Origin of the sequence: Qipengyuania gaetbuli (assembly GCF_009827315.1) — a bacterium.
GTDB classification, from domain to species: Bacteria; Pseudomonadota; Alphaproteobacteria; order Sphingomonadales; family Sphingomonadaceae; genus Qipengyuania; species Qipengyuania gaetbuli.
Genome location: NZ_WTYF01000004.1, coordinates 1,174,788 through 1,192,355, shown reverse-complemented (window position 1 = coordinate 1,192,355; position 17,568 = coordinate 1,174,788). Strand labels below are relative to the sequence as shown.

The window sequence follows — 17,568 nt, the reverse complement described above, 5'->3', positions numbered from 1 at the left end:
CGCCTAGCCGGCGATCACTGCGCGATCGCCGGCGCAGCCATTTCGGGCAGCGTGTAGCCGACCGGTGCATCCGGTCCCAGCGGTATGCCGAGATAGACCCAACCGACGATCAACAGCGTGCCCGAGACGAGCAGCCATAGCGAGTACGGCAGCATCATCGCGGTAAGGCTGCCGAGGCCGAAATCCTTCTGCCAGCGCTGCGCGAAGACGAGGATCAGCGGGAAATAGACCATCAGCGGCGTGATGATGTTGGTCGCGCTGTCGCCCACGCGGTAGGCTGCGGTGGCGCCTTCCGGACTGATACCGAGCAGCATGAGCATGGGCACCAGGATCGGAGCCAGCAGCGCCCATTTCGCGCTGGCCGAGCCGACGAAGAGATTGAGCAAGGCAGCAAACAGCACCATCAGCCCAATCACCAGCGGCAGCGGCAGGCCCGTACTCTCGATCCCTGCAGCGCCGTGCACGGCGGTAATCAGGCCGAGGTTCGACCAGCCGAACATGGCCACGAAATGCGCGGCGGCGAAAGCAAGGACGAGGTAATAGCCCATGTCCTTCATGCTTTCGGCCATCATGTTCACCAGATCTCGGTGGTCCTTGATCGTCCCTGCGGCACGGCCATAGGCCCAGCCGGTCAGCAGGAAGAGCAGGAAGAAGGCCGCGACCAGCGACTGGTAGAGCGGGGCAAGCTGGGTGTGGATCGAGCAATTGGCGGCCGGGATCGTGTCGCAGGCAGCTTCGTCGATCAGGGGCGTGCCCGGCGCGAAGACCATCACAAGCCAAAGGGCGATGACGAAAAGTGCGGCCAGCCCGGCATGGCGCAGGCCCTTGCTCGCCTGCTCGTCACCGGGAATGGCGACATCGGCTGTGTCGGCCGCGCCGGCGGTCGCGCCGCCTTTCCAAGGGCCCAGCCGCGGCTCGATGACCTTGTCGGTCACGTACCAGATGATCGGCAGGAACAGCACTGTCATGGCAGTGATGAAGTACCAGTTGCCCGCTATGTTCGCGGTCCAGGTCGGATCGAGCGCGCTCGCGCCGACCGCTTCCTCGGTGATGCCGAACAGCAAGGCGTCTAGCTGGCCGGGAGAGATATTGGCCGAAAAGCCGCCCGAAACGCCGGCGAATGCGGCAGCGATCCCGGCCAGCGGATGGCGACCCGCGGCGGCGAACAGGATGCCTGCGAGAGGGATCAGCACGACATAGCCGGCATCGGCCGCGTGGTTGCCGATCATGGCAACAAGCGCAACGACAGGCGTCAGAAGCGCCTTCGGAGCGCTTTTCACGGCCTTGGACATGCCTGCCGCAAAGAAGCCTGAACGTTCCGCCACGCCTGCGCCCAGCATCACTACCAGCACGTAACCGAGCGGGTGGAAGTGAGTGAAGGTCTTGGGCATTTCGACCCAGAGCCGCTGGATATTTTCCGGCGCCAGCAGGCTGACGGCATCGATGCGCAGCGCTGCGCCCGTGGCCTCGTCGATCGCGGTGGGATGCAGGGCGGAAACCCCCGCCATCGCTGCAATGATCGACACGACAACAAGGGCCAGGATCAGGTAGAAGAAGATAAAGACGGGGTCGGGCAGCTTATTGCCGGTCCTTTCCACCCATCCGAGAATTCCGGTCTGCGTGCTGGTCGCGGTCCTCGCTTCTGCCATCTTTGTAGTGCCTCGCCTTTTACTTGCGCGGGATTGTCATCCCCAATCCTGTCTGACGGTCTCCTTAACAGGCCTGGCGCAGCAGGCTAGGACCCAGCGATGGCCAAGCTCTATTTCTACTATGCCAGCATGAATGCGGGGAAGAGTTCCACGCTCCTCCAGACCGCGTTCAACTATGGCGAGCGGGGGATGAAGGTTTCGCTGTGGACCGCGGCCATCGACGATCGCCCGGGTTTCGGCGCGATTTCCAGCCGCATCGGCCTGGCCAGCGATGCCAACCGGTTCGAGAGCAGCACTGATATTGCGGGCCATGTGCTTGCCCAGCACGCCGAAACGCCGCTCGCCTGCGTGCTGGTGGACGAGGCGCAGTTCCTGACCAAGGAGCAGGTGTGGCAGCTGGCCGATCTTGCCGACAGGCACGGGATCCCGGTGCTGTGCTATGGCCTGCGCACCGATTTCCAGGGCGAGCTGTTTCCCGGTTCCGCTGCCCTCCTTGGCATTGCCGATGCGCTGGTCGAAATGAAGGCCGTGTGCGACTGCGGGCGCAAGGCGACGATGAACCTGCGCGTCGATGCAACCGGCAAGGCTGTCAGCGAAGGCGCGCAGACCGAAATCGGAGGCAACGACCGCTATGTCGCCATGTGCCGCAGGCATTTCTCGCAGGCACTGGCGGGCGAGGGGTGAAGCCGGCGGTCCGACTTCCTACATTCCGGCAATGACAGATACTCTCATCCTCGCGGCGATCCTGATCCCGTGCCTCGTCATCGCAATCGTGTTCCACGAGGTGGCTCACGGGTGGACCGCGCTGGCTCTCGGCGACACCACTGCCCGCGACATGGGGCGCCTGACGCTCAACCCGATCAAGCATGTCGATCCCGTCGGCACGCTGCTGGTGCCGGGCGCGCTGGCGCTTTTCGGCGGGCCGGTGTTCGGCTGGGCCAAGCCTGTGCCGGTCAATGCGAACCGGCTCAACAATCCGCGCTACGGCATGATGGCGGTCGCGGCCGCGGGGCCGGGGACCAATATCCTGCTGGCCTTCGTCGGCGCGGTGCTGGTCGGCATTGCCTCGGGCCTGGCGACGAACTGGGGCACGCAGCTGCCCGAATTCGCGATGACCGCTTTCGGCGCGTTCATCCTGATCAATGCCTTCCTCGCCTTCTTCAATCTGCTGCCGATCCCGCCCTTCGACGGGTCGCACATCCTGGGCGGCCTCCTGCCGCGGCGCTGGGCGAGGCACTGGCAGCAATTGCAGGCCTTCGGCATGTTGCTGCTCGTCGTGATCATCGCGGCCAGCTGGGCCTTTCCCGACGCCCGCTGGATCGAGAATACCGTCTGGCCGCCGGTCGAATGGATGAGCGGACTGTTCTTTTCGGTCGCCGATTCCATCGCCCGCTTCCTCGCCTGATGTCAGAGCGTACCAAGCCTGCGCCGCATGGCTGGCTCGTCCTCGACAAGCCGCGCGGCCTCGGCTCGACCCAGGCGGTCGGCATGGTCAAGCGCGTGCTGCGGCAGGGCGGTCATGCCAAGACCAAGGTGGGGCATGGCGGCACGCTCGACCCGCTGGCCGAAGGCGTGCTGCCCATCGCGCTGGGCGAGGCGACCAAGCTGGCTGGCCGGATGCTCGATGCGAGCAAGATCTACGATTTCACGATCCGCTTCGGCGAACAGACCGACACGCTCGATACCGAAGGCGAGGTGGTCGCGCGGAGCGAGGTCATCCCTTCCGCCGCCGAGGTTTCCGCCATCCTCCCGCACTTCACCGGCCCGATCGAGCAGGCACCGCCTGCCTATTCGGCGATCAAGGTCGACGGCAAGCGCGCTTACGACCGCGCGCGGGCCGGCGAGCAGGTGGAGATGAAACTGCGTGCTGTGACCATTTACTCGTTCGACCTCGTCCAAGCTGGCGAAGGCGAGGTGACGCTGCGTGCCCACGTGTCCAAGGGCACCTACATCCGCTCCCTTGCACGGGATATCGCACAGGCGCTTGGAAGCTGCGGACACGTCACCTATTTACGTCGCGTCAAGGCGGGCCCTTTCCTCCAGGAACAGGCGATTTCGCTGGACAAGCTGGAGGAAATCGCTAAGGGCGCGCCTCTTGAACACCTACTCCTGCCGCTAGAGGCGGGGCTGGACGACATCCCGGCTCTATCCCTCGATCCCGACAGCGCGCAGGCGGTCCGCCAGGGCCGGGTATTGTCGGAACTGCCCCATACCGACGGGCTCTATCTCGCGAAGCTGGAGGATACTCCCGTAGCGCTGATGGAACTCACCGGTGGCTCGGCCAAGGTCGTGCGGGGTTTCAACCTGCCGGATGTCGCGGAGTGAATGAAATGTCGGTTACCGCCGAAAAGAAGCAAGTGATCATCAAGGACAACGCCCAGGGTTCGAACGACACGGGCAGCCCCGAAGTACAGGTCGCGATCCTCACCGAGCGTATCCGCAACCTGACCGATCACTTCAAGGACCACCACAAGGACAACCATTCGCGTCGTGGCCTGCTCATGATGGTCAACAAGCGCCGCAACCTGCTCGCCTATCTCAAGAAGAAAGACGTCGAGCGGTACAATGCGCTGATCGCGAAGCTGGGTCTTCGCAAGTAAGAGTTTCCGGAGGGCGGCTCATCGGGCCGCCCTTCGTTTATCCGGCTCCCGAGCAATCCGGCTGGGAGCGGACAATGGGGCGCAGACAGCCCCGCACCGGACCGGGACGGAATACCCGGCACAGTAGGCCCCGCGAGCGCAATGTGGCCCCGCGGGTTCAGAAGGAATATCAATGTTCGACACGAAAACCGTATCGGTGGAGTGGGGCGGAAAGACCCTCACTCTGGAAACCGGCCGTATCGCCCGTCAGGCTGACGGTGCCGTTCTGGCCACCTATGGCGAAACCGTGGTGCTGTGCGCCGTGACCGCCGCCAAGAGCGTCAAGGAAGGCCAGGACTTCTTCCCGCTCACCGTCCACTACCAGGAAAAATTCTCGGCAGCAGGCCGTATCCCGGGTGGTTTCTTCAAGCGTGAGCGCGGCGCGACCGAAAAGGAAACGCTGACCAGCCGCCTGATCGACCGTCCGATCCGCCCGCTGTTCCCCGAAGGTTTCTACAACGAAATCAACGTCATCTGCCAGGTCCTGTCGTTCGACGGCGAGACCGAGGCCGACATCGTCGCCATGGTCGCCGCTTCGGCTGCGCTGACCATCTCGGGCGTGCCCTTCATGGGCCCGATCGGCGCCTGCCGCGTCGGCTTCATCGATGGCGAATACGTCCTCAACCCGAAGCAGGACAAGGCGCTGGAAGACGGCCGCCTCGACCTCGTCGTCGCTGCGACTCAGGACGCCGTGATGATGGTCGAATCCGAAGCCAAGGAGCTGACCGAAGAGGAAATGCTCGGCGCCGTGATGTTCGCGCATGACGAAAGCCGCAAGGTCATCGGTGCGATCATCGACCTGGCCGAACAGGCTGCCAAGGACCCGTGGGAAATCGACCAGTCGGACGACAAGTCGGCGATGAAGTCGGAACTCATGAGCCTGATCGGCGACGATATCGCCGCTGCCTACAAGCTTACCGACAAGTCGGCCCGTGCCAACGCGCTCAACGAAGCGCGTGCCAAGGCCAAGGCGCATTACGCCGAAGCCGACGGCCAGACCGCCATGGTCGCCACCAAGCTCGTCAAGAAGCTGGAAGCGGACATCGTGCGCACCGCCATCCTCAAGGACGGCCAGCGTATCGACGGTCGCAAGCTCGACCAGGTCCGCCCGATCGAGGCGATGGTCGGCTTCCTGCCGCGCGCGCATGGTTCGGCCCTGTTCACCCGCGGTGAAACGCAGGCGATCTGCACCACGACACTGGGCACCAAGGACAGCGAGCAGATGATCGACGGGCTGGAGGGTCTCTCCTACTCGAACTTCATGCTGCACTATAACTTCCCGCCGTACTCGGTCGGTGAAGTGGGCCGCTTCGGCGCGCCGGGCCGTCGCGAGATCGGCCATGGCAAGCTGGCGTGGCGTGCGCTGCACCCCGTCCTGCCCTCGCATGACGATTTCCCCTACACCATCCGTATCCTGTCGGACATCACCGAGTCGAACGGCTCGTCCTCGATGGCGACGGTCTGCGGCGGCTGCCTGTCCATGATGGACGCCGGCGTGCCGATCGAACGCCCGGTTTCGGGCATCGCGATGGGCCTCATCCTCGAAGGCGACGAGTTCGCCGTCCTGTCGGACATCCTGGGTGACGAAGATCACCTCGGCGACATGGACTTCAAGGTCGCAGGCACCGAGAACGGCATCACCACCATGCAGATGGACATCAAGGTGGCCGGTATCACGCAGGAAATCATGGCCAAGGCGCTGGAACAGGCCAAGGCCGGTCGCCAGCACATCCTCGGCGAAATGCAGAAGGCCCTGGGTTCGGCCCGTACCGAGCTTTCGGCCCATGCCCCGCGCATCGAGACCATGCAGATCGACAAGTCGAAGATCCGCGACGTCATCGGCACGGGCGGCAAGGTGATCCGCGAGATCGTCGCCGAAACCGGCGCCAAGGTCGACATCGACGACGAAGGCGTGATCAAGATCAGCTCGTCGAACGCCGATGAAATCGCCGCTGCACGCGCGTGGATCGAAGGCATCGTCGAGGAAGCCGAAGTAGGCAAGATCTACAACGGCAAGGTCGTCAACATCGTCGATTTCGGTGCTTTCGTGAACTTCATGGGCGGCAAGGACGGTCTCGTCCACGTCAGCGAAATGAAGAACGAGCGCGTCGAGAAGCCGACCGACGTCGTGTCGGAAGGCCAGGAAGTTAAGGTCAAGGTCCTCGAGATCGACAACCGCGGCAAGGTCCGCCTGTCGATGCGCGTCGTCGACCAGGAAACCGGCGAAGAGCTGGAGGACACCCGTCCGCCGCGCGAACCGCGCGGTGACCGCGGTGACCGTGGCCCGCGCGGCGACCGTGGCGGCGACCGCCGTGGCGGTCGTGGTGGCCGTGGCGGCGACCGTGACCGCGGCCCGCGTCGCGATCGCGGCGACCGTGGCGGCGACCACGGGGGCGGCGAAGCCCATGTGCCAGACTTCCTGAAGGACTGATCCTTCGCGGAACGAAACAAGAGGGGGCTGCCGGCTTTCCGGCGGCCCCTTTTTTCATGCCTGCCCCCGTTAGCTTGCGCGGTTTGGGGGCCTGACTAAGGCGTGGCGCACCCCGGCCGGGGGCGCTACTGCACCGCCATCCCCATCAAGCCTGCCGAGAAAGCCTGCCCATGCTCCCCCGCGAAACCATTGCCACCGCCCAGATACCCGGCGGAGATACGCTGACGCTGGTAAGCCACGGGCGCGACTTCATCATCATGCTGGGGCGTGACGAGCTGATGGGCACGCGCATGCAGTTCAGCGAGGAACAGCTGGCCGAACTGACGCTCGCCGAACTTGGCAAGGAGAGGCCGCGCGTGCTGATCGGCGGATACGGCATGGGCTTCACCTTCCGCGCCGCGCTGGCGGCGGCGGGAGAGGGGGCAGAGGTGGTGGTCGCCGAAGTGGTCCCCGAAATCCTCGAATGGGCCGAAGGGCCGCTTGCGGAACTTACGGGCGAGACGTTGGCCGACCCGCGCGGACAGGTGGTTCTGTGCGACGTGGCGGCGCTGATCGACGATGCCAATGACGGCACCTGCGACAAGTGGGACGCGATCCTGCTCGACGTCGACAACGGCCCGGACGGCATCGTGCGCGACGGCAACCAGCGGCTTTATTCATCCACCGGTCTGGGCAAGGCGCGCGACGCGCTGCGCCCGGGCGGGATACTGGCGGTATGGTCGGCGGCGCCCGACCACAAGTTCACCCGCCGGCTGAAGGAAGCAGGCTTCACTGTCGAGGAGCGGATCGTTCGTGCCCGGCCCAACAACAAGGGGCCGCGGCACACCATCTGGTTCGCCCGCAAGCGCAATTCGGCGTCAGGCGACCTCGAATAGCGGCGCCTTGTCGGGGCGGAACTCGGTAAGAGCGAGGCTGCGGTTGCGACCGCCTTCCTTGGCTGCATAGAGCGCGCGATCGGCTCGCTTCAGCGCGCTGCCCAGCGTGTCGCTGGCGGCAATGGCGGTAAGCCCTGCGCTCGCGGTGACCGCATTGGGCATTTCGGGCACGGCCAAGCGCACCACATGGGTAATCCGGCGGCGTGCGGTTTCGGCGAGGTTCTGCCAGTCGTCGCTGTAGATCAGGACGACGAATTCCTCGCCCCCGAGACGGGCCTCGAACAGGTCATGCCCTTTCAGCGCCTGCGCCACGGCAGCAAGCACGCGGTCGCCCATGTCATGGCCGAAATTGTCGTTGATCTGCTTGAAGTGGTCGCAGTCGATCAGTGCCAGGCCGACCGGGCGCTTGCCAGGGGCGTGGACGAAGTGATGCTCCAACCCGCGGCGGTTGGCGATGTTGGTCAGCGGGTCGATATGCATCATTTGCTCGGCCGCCTCGATATTGGCGACGGCGCGGTCGCGTTCGAGCATGATCTGCCCGAAATTGCGGATGATGCCGGCAAAGGTGACGAGCAGGTCGAGCGTCAGGCCCGCGAGCACGGCCACCTGCCAGTAGGGCAAGTCTTCGCGAACGAAGAACTCGTAGCTAAAGGCGCCGATGCCCAGCAGGATCAGCGGTGCCCAGCCGACCGCCTGGATCTGCGCCACGCGGCTGCCGCGGCGGACCGCCGCCCAGAGGCCGGAGGCCAGCAGGAAGGTCGCCAGCAGCAGCGCGAAATCGTGGAACTGGTGGAACATCGGCAGGCGTTCGCCCAGCGCCGTGGCGATGGCCGCGAACAGGCCCAGCGGCAGGATGTACCACAGGTGGCGGCGGTGCTGGCCGAGGGTGATGTGCTTCTCGATATAGGTTGCCAGGAACGGGCCCGTACAGGCGACGCCCAGCGACAGCGCGATTTCACTCAGCCGCAGTCCGTCGAGACCCATATCGGGCAGGAGCGGTGCGCTGGTTAGCAGGAGCGCCAGTGCCATGGCCGCGAAGAAGGCCATGCGCATCGCGCCCCATACAAGGTAGCTGCGACGGACGAGGGGATAGAGCGCCAGGGCACCTGCCCCGACGACCCCAGCTATTCCCAAGAATGCACCGAATGCGGCGCTAGCCCATTCCATTGCTCAGGTCCCGTATCGATAACCCGCAACTGGGCATCGCTCCGTCATCGTTTTTGACAGGCAACCGTGACAAGCTGGTCAACCGATATGGTTGCCAAGGATGAAATATTTCCTCCAAAATGGCGGAAATATCCCATTTTCCGATGAAATGGCCCGTTTAGGTTTTGACGAGAACCCGCCTCAGCGGACGCGCGGACCGCCGAACGGCAGCGGCGGAGGGGGCCGGCGTGCACCACGCGGCAGCTGTGCCTGGTAGGCCCGGCCGCAATGCTGGACGCAATAGGGGAAGCCGGGGTTCACGGCATCGCCGCAGAAGTGGAAATCCGGTTCGCCCGGATGGCCCATCGGCCAGCGGCAGACCTTGTCCGACAGGTCGAGCAGGCTCGTCTTGTCGGCGATCGAGGGATCGGGCTTGGCCGGCACGAGACGGCGCGGCGGTGCCGGCGGGATCGGCGGCTGCTGGTCGCCCGGACCCTGGCGCAGGAACCCGCCGGGGCCGACCGACACGATCTTGGGCAGGTCGGGCGTCTTGTTGGGCAGTGGCTGCGAGGGCACGGCATCGGCCTTCGTCGCCGGGGCGGCAGGCTTTGCAACCGGTGCGGCGGCAGGCTTGGCCGGCTTTGCAACCGGACGCGGCGCGGCCTTCTTGGGCGCGGCCTTGGGTGCGGCGGCGGCAGGCTTGGCAGCCTTCTTCTTTTCGCCGGCCTTGACCGGGGAAGGGCGCGATTTCAGGCCGAGGCGATGTGCCTTGCCGATGACGGCGTTGCGGCTGACGCCGCCAAGTTCGTCGGCGATCTGGCTGGCGGTCGACCCGCTTTCCCACATCTTCTTCAGCGTCGCGATCCGTTCGTCGGTCCAGCTCATACTCGTTCCGTATTCCTTCACTGCGCCCGGCACGGCTTGCCAGCCGGGTAGCTTGGCCCTAGGCGCACGCCCATGGCCGATCAAGTCCAACCCGCGTCCCCGGACATGCCACAAGGCGATGCCTCTTTCACCGAAGAGAATGCCGGGAGGAAGGGTCGTTTCCCCGAACGCGGTCAGCCGGTCATCACCGGGATCAACCGCGTGGGTCTATGGAGCCTCTATATTAAGGAGGTTCGCCGTTTTCTCAAGGTCCAGACGCAGACGATCTGGGCACCTGCGGTTACCACCCTGCTGTTCCTTGTCATCTTCACCGTGGCACTGGGCAGGACGGACCGCGAAATCCTCGGCGTGAACTTCGCCACCTTCGTCGCGCCGGGGCTGATTGTCATGGGCATGATGCAGAACGCCTTTGCCAATTCCAGCTTTTCGCTGCTGTCGGGCAAGATCCAGGGGACCATCATCGACCTCCTCATGCCGCCCCTGTCGGTGGGCGAACTGATGGGCGGCATCGTCGCCGCCGCGATCACGCGCGCGATCATGGTGGGCGGGGCCGTGGCGCTGGCCATGGCCTTCTATCCGGGCGTCGACCTGTCGCTCGCCCATCCCTGGGCGGTCGCCTGGTTCGGGCTGATGGGGGCGGCCATGCTCGCCATCCTCGGCCTGCTGGCGTCGATCTGGGCGGAGAAGTTCGACCACAACGCCGCGGTCACCAATTTCGTCATCGCGCCGCTCAGCCTGCTGTCGGGCACTTTCTACGTGATCGACAACCTTGCGCCGGCTTTCCAGGCGGTCAGCCGGGTGAACCCGTTCTTCTATGTCATCAGCGGTTTCCGCTTCGGTTTCCTCGGCGAAAGTGACATCGGCGACACGAACGAGGCGGTCATCTCCAGCGCGCTCGGCCTCGGCCTGTTCAACCTCGTGCTGGCCTATCTGGTCTACCGTGTTCTCAAGTCCGGCTGGAAGATCCGCAGTTAGGATTTTGCCCTTTTCGGGCGCTTTTCTTTTCGCTAATTGCGTGCGCCTTGCCTGGAACGGGGCCGTAGCTCAGTTGGGAGAGCGCGTCGTTCGCAATGACGAGGTCAGCGGTTCGATCCCGCTCGGCTCCACCAGGTTCCCCGCCCGGTAAATCCCCGCTAGACCCGCCCGATGGATGGCAGGACCCTCCTTCTGGTGGGCGCAGGAAATGCGCATCTCGGGGTCATCGACGACATCCGCAAGAAGGGCGCGCCATCCGCGCGCGTGATCCTCGTCGAGCCGCGCGACGCGATGTATTATTCGGGCATGGTGCCCGGCTGGCTGGCAGGGGAATACCGGGCCAGCGAGGCGATGATCCCGCTGGCGCCGCTGGTCGAGGAAACCGGCATCGAATGGCACAGGTCGGAACTGGTCGCGCTCGACGCGCAGGCCAGGAAGGCGACCCTCGCCGATGGCGCCGTACTCGAATTCGACGTGTGCTCAATCGCGACGGGCGGAGCGGGACAGGCGGCGAGGCTGCTGGGTGACGATCCCCGCCTGCTCGACATCCGGCCGATCGACGCCTTCGTCGAGCGGTGGCGGGCCCTGCGCGATTCGCCCGCCCCGCCGCGGCGGATCGCCGTGGTCGGCGGCGGGGCGGGCGGCGTCGAACTCGCCTTCGGGGCCGCCAATGCGCCGCTGCCGCATGCGGCGCGGGTAATCCTGGTGACCGGCGACAAGGGTCTCCTGCCCGACCATTCGGCGGCTGTTCGCCGGTCGGTTGCGAAGGAGCTGGCATCGCAGGAAATCAGGACAATCGCCGTGGAGGCGCAATTCCGTGACGGCAAACTCGTCGCCGGGGCCGAGCCGCTGGGCCGCATCGACCTCGTCATCGCGGCCGTGGGAAGCGGAGCGCCGGACTGGCCGCGGCAGAGCGGTCTGCCGGTGGACGGGGACGGGTTTATAGAGGTCGACGCTCACCAGCGGGTCTGCGGCCATCCGCATATCTTTGCTGCCGGCGACATCGCCCGCCGCACGGATCGCGACCTGCCGCATTCGGGCGTCCATGCCGTCTATGCCGGACCTGTGCTGGCCAAGAACCTGCGCGCTGCGCTTGCGGGACGCGAGCCGTCAGGCGCGTACCGCGGGCGCGGGATGGACTTCTACCTGCTGAACACGGGTCGCGGCGAGGCGATCGTGAGTTATGGCAGAGTCGCCCTGCGAGCCCGCTGGTTGCGACGGCTCAAGGACTGGCTCGACCGCCGCTGGATCCGGCGGTTCACTCGCCCAGGCGGGCCCTGATCTCTTCCGACAGCTTCTTGAGGCGCGCGCCGTTGTAGCCCAAGTCGGACAGGCCGACCCGGCTGACCGAGCGCAGGTCGATCTCGCCGTCGCGCACGCGGGCTACAACGTCGTCCTTGAAGCCGAACAGGAAGGTTTCCGCGACGCCTTCCACGCGTCCACCGGCAACGTCGCTGGTGACGTCCTTCAGGCCGATTTCCTCCATCGCGAGCGTGACGACCACCATCGCCTCGCTCTGTTCGACGGAATAGGGAATGGTCGCCAGCTCGGGATAGCCATCGCGGATGAGCTGCGCGTGCGTGCTGGAGGCGACCGGCTCTTCGGCGTCCCTCCAGGGGTCGAGCTGGCCGAGCGGGACCGAATAGTCGTTGAGCGGATTGGCCTGCACCTGCGCGCGCTTTTCCAGCGTCAGCTGCGAGAATTGCGGCGGGTCGTCGACATCGGTCGACACGTCATGGATCGGCGGCACGCTTTCGGCCGTGGTGCGGACCGAATTGAGACCTGCCATCAGGGCAGCGGGAATGGCCAGCGCGACCACGGCCTTCCACCATTCGCCGCGCGGTCCCTTCCACAGGATCGCAACGAGGGCGACCAGTGCCACCAATGCGGTGATGCCGATCAGGATGGGGCCGACGCTGCGGACCATCGTGCCGAGGGCAAAGCGCCAGTCGATTATCCCGAACTTGGGTCCGAATACCGCTGCGAGGAACCACAGGGTCAGCAGGACAGCCAGCCACAGGGCGAGTCTGGGTAGCTTTGCGATCATTCGGACAACCTCCTTACTCGTTAGCCGCGCCCACGATAGGACGAGACGCCCTGATCGGGAAGCCATAGTCCTTCGGGCGGCGCACCGCTCTGCCAGAAAACGTCGATCGGGATGCCGCCGCGCGGGTACCAGTAACCGCCGATGCGCAGCCAGCGGGGCTTCATTTCCCCGAACAGGCGCTGGCCGATGCCGACCGTCACGTCCTCGTGGAACCCGTTGTGGTTGCGGAACGAGCCGAGGAAGAGCTTCAGGCTCTTCGATTCGACGATCGTGTCACCCGGTGCATAATCGATGACGAGATGCGCAAAGTCCGGCTGGCCGGTGACCGGGCACAGCGAGGTGAACTCCGGCGCGGCAAAGCGCACGAGGTAAAGCTGGCCCTTGCGCGGGTTGGGGACGTAGTCGAGTTCGGCTTCTTCGGGCGATGCCGGAAGCGGGCTGTTTTCGCCCAGGAACTTGGGGGTCGGTGTGTCGCTCATGCCGCGCATCTGCCGCGAATGGCGCGCTTGCGCAAGGCGAGGCTTGGACAGGGTCGCTTCACGGCCTATTCAGCGCGGCTTCCCGATCAGACCCGACCGATCCCATGACCAAGCGTTTCTGCCTCCCTCTCGCCGCGCTCGTCCTTGCCATGCCAGCGTCCCTGGCCGCGCAGGGCGTGCAGGATTTCCAGCTTCCTCCGGCGCCGACGCCGACGCCCAGCCCGAATGTGCAGGGTCCGGTCGATACCGAAGGCGCCAGCGTGCCGCGCCGTCCGCGCGCGATCCCGACTGCGAGGCCCACGACCACGCCGACTCCGGCTCCGACCGCGACGCAATCACCGACCCCCCGGATCACGCCCGAGCCCCTCACCGGCAGCACGCCGCGTCCGGCGCAGGCCGTGCGGCCCACCCCCACGCCTTCGGTTCGAGCCACGTCCGCACCGGTTTCAGGCGAAATTGCACCGACGCCGGAGGCATCCACCCAACCCGAGACGCCACCCACCCCGACGCCATTCCCCGATATCGAGCCGATCGCACCGCCCGCCGACGCCGGTGCCGAGACGGTTGAGGAGCAGGCAGGCCTGCCGTGGACATGGTTCGGCGGCGGCGCAGGGCTCCTCGTCCTGCTTGGCGGGCTATGCTTTGTCTGGCGCCGCAGGACGGCTAACGCGGCACCGCCCGAGATCGAGCGGCCTGTCGTCGTGAAGCCGACAGTCAATGCTCCTGCCGCGCCCGCCCTTGCGGACATCCAGATCAGGGCAGAGGCGATCAGGCTGACGCGTTCTTTCGCCAATGCGACGCTCGATTACCGCGTTACGCTGATCAACCGGTCGACCTCGGCGCTTTCCAACGTGAAGCTGTCGGCGGACCTGATTTCAGCCCATGGCGATTTGCCTGCCGAACAGCAGGTGGCAACGCCTGCCTCCATGCTCGACCAGCGCCATGCCTTCGACCGGATCGCTCCGGGCCAGAGCGTGCGCCACGAAGGCAAGCTGATCCTCTCGCTGGCGCAGGCAAAGGTCATCCGTCAGGGCCCGATGGCGCTGCTCGTGCCTCTGCTGCGGGTCCGTGTCGACGGCGCAGGCGATGCGCCGCAGGTGAAGACCTTCGTCATCGGCCAGGGCGTCGAGGATGGCGGGCGCGTCGCTCCCTTCAGGCTGGACGAGGGGCTGCGCAGCTGGTCGCCGGTCGCGGCGCGGGCGCTCGACTGACATCGACACTGCCGTGCGGCCACGCTAGCACGGCCCGATGGACAAGCTCGTCTCGACCGAATGGCTCGCCGCCCGCCTGGGGGCGCAGGATCTCGTCATCCTCGATGCGACCATGCATCTCCCCGGCAGCGAGCGCGATGCGCAGGCCGAGTTCGCGCAGCGCCACATACCCGGCGCGCGTTTCCTCGACCTTGCCAGCTTCATCGACCCTGCCTCCAGCGTACCCAAGGCGGTGCCCACTCCGGCGCAATTCGCCGAACGGATGCGCGAACTGGGCGTGACCCACGGCAGCCGGATCGTTCTTTACGACGACAGCGCCATCCGCAGTGCCGCGCGCGCGTGGTTCCTGTTCGACCATGCGGGCGAGCCCGATGTGGCGATCCTCGACGGCGGGCTGGGCAAGTGGGTGGCGGAGGGCCGCGAGGTGGACGAAGGCTGCGCGGACCATGCGCCGCGCGATTACGCCGAACCCCCGCAAACGCGCGCCATTGCCGACAAGGATGACATGCTGGCCAATCTAGACAGCGGAGCGGCGCAGGTGGTCGACGCGCGCGATGCCGCGAGGTTCGCCGGCGAGGAAGGGAGCGGGTCGGAAGGGCATATCCCGGGCGCGGCAAATGTGCCCTTCGGATCGCTCCTGAACGAGGACGGCACCTATCGCTCTCCGGGCGCAATCCGCGCCCGCTTCGAAGCGGCGGGGGTCGATCTCGACAGGCCGGTCATCACCAGCTGCAACAGCGGCATGACCGCTTGCGTCCTGCTGTTCGGGCTCGAACTGGCAGGCAAGGACGATGCCGTCCTGTACGACGGAAGCTGGATGGAATGGGGCGCAGACCCCGACACACCGAAGGAAAGCGGGGCGCGAAACTGACTATGGCAGGCAATCGGGACAAGGACCTTCGCGCGGGCACGCGGCTGGTCACAACGGGGCGCTCTGGCAGTTTCTCGGCCCACGTCGTCAATCCGCCCGTCTGGCGCGCCAGCACGCATCTCTATGCCGATTGCGCTTCGCTGCGGGAGGGCCAGAAGTCGAATGACGACGGCCATTTCTTCTACGGCCGCCGCGGCGCGCCGACCCAATGGGCGCTGAGCGATGCGCTCACCGAACTGGAGCCCGGGGCGGCCGGCACCGTGCTCTATCCGAGCGGCCTTGCAGCAATCGTCGCCGCGTTGATGGCGGTCCTGAAGCCCGGAGACGTGCTGCTGGTGGCCGACAATGCCTACGAGCCGACCCGCAATACCGCGATGGGAATACTCAAGCGCTACGGCGTGCAGCACCGCTTCTTCGACCCGCTCGACGTGGACGGCTTTGCCGCTGCCTTCTGCGAGAACACGAAGGCAGTCATGCTGGAAAATCCGGGCAGCCTGTCGATGGAGGTGTGCGATGTCCCGGCGCTGGCGCGGATTGCCCGCGAGAAGGGTGCGGTCAGCCTGGTGGACAACACCTGGGCGACCTCGCTCGGCTTCACCGCGCTCGCGCATGGCTGCGATATCGCGATCACCGCGCTGACCAAGCATGTCGGCGGCCATTCGGACCTCATGCTCGGCGCGGCCAGTGCCGGCGAGCGGTGGTATCGCAAGCTGCGCATGACGGCGCAACAGCTCGGCCATGTCGTCTCGCCCGACGATGCCGCGCTCGCATTGCGGGGGCTGCGCACCATGGGCGTGCGGCTGGAGCGAGAGACGGCCACCGCGCTCGCACTCGCCCTATGGCTCGATGCGCGCGACGATGTGGCGCATGTGCTGTGCCCGATGCTGCCGGGCGCACCCGGCCATGAGCTGTGGAAGCGCGATTTTACCGGCGGGTGCGGGCTGTTCAGCTTCGTGCTGAAGGATCGTGACGATGCCGCGCGCTGCCGCCTCGTCGACGCGCTCGACCTGTTCGGCCTCGGTTACAGCTGGGGCGGCTTCGAAAGCCTTGCCATCCCCTTCGACATTCCCCCGATCCGCAGCACCATGCCTTGGCCCAAGGATGGCTGGGGGGTTGGCGAATGCTGCGGCATTCGCCTATCGATCGGTCTCGAGGATGCGAGCGACCTGATTGCCGATCTGGATCAGGCATTTGCCGCGATGGACAAGGGGTAGACGTGCAGGGCGAAACACCACCCGCAAGCAGTGAAACGGCAGCACCGGTCGAACAGGCGTGGAGCCTTGCAGAACCTGCACCGCCCGAAACGGCGGTTGCGGCGTCGGAAGGCATCAAGGAAGCGGTCAGCGGCAAGAGCGAGACGGTCGGCTCGATCGTCGACACGCTGGACGGGCTGGCGATCAGCCTCGGCCATATGCGCGTGTCGGTGTTCGACGTGCTCATCGTGGCATCCATCGTTTTCGGCGTCATCGCCTTCGCCTGGTTCGCCAGCAGGGTTGCCCGCCGCATGGTGCGCAGGGTCCAGCGCCTCGACGACACGCAGCAATTGCTGGTCGAGAAGATCATCACCATCGCCATCTGGGCAGCGGCGTTCTTCATGGGGATCGACCTGCTCGGCATCGATCTTACCGCGCTGGCCGTGTTCTCGGGCGCGTTCGGCCTGGCAATCGGTTTCGGCCTCCAGAAAACCTTCGGCAACCTCATCGCCGGGATCATCCTGCTGATGGACAAGTCGATCAAGCCGGGCGACGTCATCGCAGTCACCGACATGGCGGGCAATGAAAGCTTCGGCCAGATCCGCAAGATCGGCGTGCGCGCGGTTTCGGTGACGACCCGCGACCAGCGCGAATACCTGATCCCGAACGAGAACCTGATGATCAACCAGGTCGAAAACTGGTCCTATTCGTCGAAGAACGTGCGGATGCAGGTCCCGGTCGGGGTCAGCTACGAAGCCGACATGAACCTCGTCGAAAAGCTCATGCTGGAAGCGGCGGCCAGCTGCGACCGCGTGCTCAAGGCCCCGCCGCCGACCGTGTGGATGAACGAGTACGGCGACAATTCGGTCAATTTCACCATCCATTGCTGGATCATGGATCCCGAAGACGGGGTAGGGAACGTGCGCAGCGCCGTGCTCAAGAAGCTGTGGTGGCTGTTCAAGGAAAACGGGATCGAAATTCCCTTCCCGCAGCGCGACCTGCACATCCGGTCGAGCGACCAGCTGGACAAGCTGCTGGCGATCATGGCCAAGGAAAAGGGCGAATAGCCGCATCTCGATATTAGAAGATGCTGGAATAGCTGACCTTCTCGCCTGCGCAGCGCCGGTTTTGAAATTTCGCCTTTCATGGCGGACATTTCCGATTTCA

General features: G+C 65.5%; 17 protein-coding genes and 1 tRNA gene. 13 read left to right on the top strand and 5 right to left on the bottom strand.

Going from position 1 to position 17,568, the window contains the following annotated elements; genetic code table 11:
- Positions 1-14: 14 nt before the first annotated feature.
- Complete coding sequence (locus GRI42_RS08300; protein ID WP_160607964.1) at positions 15-1,649, bottom strand: AbgT family transporter; 1,635 nt, start codon at positions 1,647-1,649, stop codon at positions 15-17.
- Positions 1,650-1,748: 99 nt separating this feature from the next.
- On the opposite strand from GRI42_RS08300, the gene GRI42_RS08295 reads away from it, so the two are divergent.
- The 6 genes from GRI42_RS08295 (at position 1,749) to GRI42_RS08270 (ending at position 7,594) form a co-directional block, all read left to right on the top strand.
- The gene (locus GRI42_RS08295; RefSeq protein WP_160607962.1) at positions 1,749-2,333 is read left to right on the top strand and encodes a thymidine kinase; all 585 of its coding nucleotides are present in this window, start codon (positions 1,749-1,751) and stop codon (positions 2,331-2,333) included.
- A 31-nt stretch (positions 2,334-2,364) separates the two neighbouring features.
- Complete coding sequence (locus GRI42_RS08290) at positions 2,365-3,054, top strand: site-2 protease family protein (RefSeq protein ID WP_160607960.1); 690 nt, start codon at positions 2,365-2,367, stop codon at positions 3,052-3,054.
- Positions 3,054-3,974, top strand: a complete 921-nt coding sequence (gene truB / locus GRI42_RS08285; protein ID WP_160607958.1) for a tRNA pseudouridine(55) synthase TruB — start codon at positions 3,054-3,056, stop codon at positions 3,972-3,974. Before GRI42_RS08290 ends, truB begins: the two co-directional genes overlap by 1 nt.
- Positions 3,975-3,979: 5 nt before the next feature.
- Entirely contained in the window at positions 3,980-4,249 is a 270-nt protein-coding gene (gene rpsO, locus GRI42_RS08280) for a 30S ribosomal protein S15 (protein ID WP_160607956.1), read from the top strand.
- Between the two features lie 172 nt (positions 4,250-4,421).
- Positions 4,422-6,719 (top strand): polyribonucleotide nucleotidyltransferase, encoded by a 2,298-nt coding sequence (gene pnp, locus GRI42_RS08275; protein WP_160607954.1) that lies wholly within the window; start codon positions 4,422-4,424, stop codon positions 6,717-6,719.
- A gap of 170 nt (positions 6,720-6,889) precedes the next feature.
- On the top strand, positions 6,890-7,594 hold the full coding sequence (locus tag GRI42_RS08270) for a spermidine synthase family protein (RefSeq protein ID WP_160607952.1): 705 nt from the start codon (positions 6,890-6,892) through the stop codon (positions 7,592-7,594).
- Here GRI42_RS08270 and GRI42_RS08265 read toward each other — a convergent pair.
- Complete coding sequence (locus GRI42_RS08265) at positions 7,577-8,761, bottom strand: GGDEF domain-containing protein (protein ID WP_160607950.1); 1,185 nt, start codon at positions 8,759-8,761, stop codon at positions 7,577-7,579. The two genes, GRI42_RS08270 and GRI42_RS08265, sit on opposite strands and share 18 nt — an antisense overlap.
- A gap of 180 nt (positions 8,762-8,941) precedes the next feature.
- Positions 8,942-9,625: a GcrA family cell cycle regulator gene (locus GRI42_RS08260; RefSeq protein WP_160607948.1), complete on the bottom strand. Its 684-nt coding sequence runs from the start codon at positions 9,623-9,625 to the stop codon at positions 8,942-8,944.
- A 72-nt stretch (positions 9,626-9,697) separates the two neighbouring features.
- On the opposite strand from GRI42_RS08260, the gene GRI42_RS08255 reads away from it, so the two are divergent.
- From GRI42_RS08255 to GRI42_RS08245, 3 genes are all read left to right on the top strand, one after another.
- Positions 9,698-10,600 (top strand): ABC transporter permease, encoded by a 903-nt coding sequence (locus tag GRI42_RS08255; protein ID WP_199800447.1) that lies wholly within the window; start codon positions 9,698-9,700, stop codon positions 10,598-10,600.
- 58 nt (positions 10,601-10,658) lie between these two features.
- A tRNA-Ala gene (locus tag GRI42_RS08250) sits at positions 10,659-10,734 on the top strand.
- A 37-nt stretch (positions 10,735-10,771) separates the two neighbouring features.
- Positions 10,772-11,881: an NAD(P)/FAD-dependent oxidoreductase gene (locus GRI42_RS08245; RefSeq protein WP_160607946.1), complete on the top strand. Its 1,110-nt coding sequence runs from the start codon at positions 10,772-10,774 to the stop codon at positions 11,879-11,881.
- On the opposite strand, the gene GRI42_RS08240 is transcribed toward GRI42_RS08245, so the two are convergent.
- Positions 11,859-12,647 (bottom strand): DUF1499 domain-containing protein, encoded by a 789-nt coding sequence (locus GRI42_RS08240; protein ID WP_160607944.1) that lies wholly within the window; start codon positions 12,645-12,647, stop codon positions 11,859-11,861. The genes GRI42_RS08245 and GRI42_RS08240 overlap by 23 nt on opposite strands.
- A 20-nt stretch (positions 12,648-12,667) precedes the next feature.
- On the bottom strand, positions 12,668-13,126 hold the full coding sequence (gene queF, locus GRI42_RS08235) for a preQ(1) synthase (protein WP_160607942.1): 459 nt from the start codon (positions 13,124-13,126) through the stop codon (positions 12,668-12,670).
- A gap of 104 nt (positions 13,127-13,230) precedes the next feature.
- Between queF and GRI42_RS08230 the strand changes: the two genes are divergently transcribed.
- From GRI42_RS08230 to GRI42_RS08215, 4 genes are read left to right on the top strand one after another with little or no spacing between them, the layout of a single operon-like run.
- On the top strand, positions 13,231-14,337 hold the full coding sequence (locus tag GRI42_RS08230) for a hypothetical protein (protein ID WP_160607940.1): 1,107 nt from the start codon (positions 13,231-13,233) through the stop codon (positions 14,335-14,337).
- Between the two features lie 37 nt (positions 14,338-14,374).
- Positions 14,375-15,208 (top strand): sulfurtransferase, encoded by an 834-nt coding sequence (locus tag GRI42_RS08225; protein WP_160607937.1) that lies wholly within the window; start codon positions 14,375-14,377, stop codon positions 15,206-15,208.
- A gap of 2 nt (positions 15,209-15,210) precedes the next feature.
- A complete protein-coding gene (gene metC, locus GRI42_RS08220) occupies positions 15,211-16,422 on the top strand; it encodes a cystathionine beta-lyase (RefSeq protein WP_160607935.1) in 1,212 nt (403 codons plus the stop codon).
- 2 nt (positions 16,423-16,424) lie between these two features.
- Positions 16,425-17,468 (top strand): mechanosensitive ion channel family protein, encoded by a 1,044-nt coding sequence (locus GRI42_RS08215; RefSeq protein WP_160607933.1) that lies wholly within the window; start codon positions 16,425-16,427, stop codon positions 17,466-17,468.
- The last annotated feature ends 100 nt before the right edge of the window (positions 17,469-17,568 follow it).

What these genes read in the sequence shown, in the direction of transcription:
- truB (WP_160607958.1), top strand. Translation starts at nt 3,054, where the DNA reads ATGTCAGAGCGTACCAAGCCTGCGCCGCATGGCTGGCTCGTCCTCGAC.
- GRI42_RS08265 (WP_160607950.1), bottom strand. Translation starts at nt 8,761, where the DNA reads ATGGAATGGGCTAGCGCCGCATTCGGTGCATTCTTGGGAATAGCTGGG.
- GRI42_RS08260 (WP_160607948.1), bottom strand. Translation starts at nt 9,625, where the DNA reads ATGAGCTGGACCGACGAACGGATCGCGACGCTGAAGAAGATGTGGGAA.
- GRI42_RS08245 (WP_160607946.1), top strand. Translation starts at nt 10,772, where the DNA reads ATGGATGGCAGGACCCTCCTTCTGGTGGGCGCAGGAAATGCGCATCTC.
- GRI42_RS08295 (WP_160607962.1), top strand. Translation starts at nt 1,749, where the DNA reads ATGGCCAAGCTCTATTTCTACTATGCCAGCATGAATGCGGGGAAGAGT.
- queF (WP_160607942.1), bottom strand. Translation starts at nt 13,126, where the DNA reads ATGAGCGACACACCGACCCCCAAGTTCCTGGGCGAAAACAGCCCGCTT.
- GRI42_RS08300 (WP_160607964.1), bottom strand. Translation starts at nt 1,649, where the DNA reads ATGGCAGAAGCGAGGACCGCGACCAGCACGCAGACCGGAATTCTCGGA.
- GRI42_RS08255 (WP_199800447.1), top strand. Translation starts at nt 9,698, where the DNA reads ATGGCCGATCAAGTCCAACCCGCGTCCCCGGACATGCCACAAGGCGAT.
- pnp (WP_160607954.1), top strand. Translation starts at nt 4,422, where the DNA reads ATGTTCGACACGAAAACCGTATCGGTGGAGTGGGGCGGAAAGACCCTC.
- GRI42_RS08240 (WP_160607944.1), bottom strand. Translation starts at nt 12,647, where the DNA reads ATGATCGCAAAGCTACCCAGACTCGCCCTGTGGCTGGCTGTCCTGCTG.
- GRI42_RS08230 (WP_160607940.1), top strand. Translation starts at nt 13,231, where the DNA reads ATGACCAAGCGTTTCTGCCTCCCTCTCGCCGCGCTCGTCCTTGCCATG.
- metC (WP_160607935.1), top strand. Translation starts at nt 15,211, where the DNA reads ATGGCAGGCAATCGGGACAAGGACCTTCGCGCGGGCACGCGGCTGGTC.
- GRI42_RS08270 (WP_160607952.1), top strand. Translation starts at nt 6,890, where the DNA reads ATGCTCCCCCGCGAAACCATTGCCACCGCCCAGATACCCGGCGGAGAT.
- GRI42_RS08225 (WP_160607937.1), top strand. Translation starts at nt 14,375, where the DNA reads ATGGACAAGCTCGTCTCGACCGAATGGCTCGCCGCCCGCCTGGGGGCG.
- GRI42_RS08290 (WP_160607960.1), top strand. Translation starts at nt 2,365, where the DNA reads ATGACAGATACTCTCATCCTCGCGGCGATCCTGATCCCGTGCCTCGTC.
- rpsO (WP_160607956.1), top strand. Translation starts at nt 3,980, where the DNA reads ATGTCGGTTACCGCCGAAAAGAAGCAAGTGATCATCAAGGACAACGCC.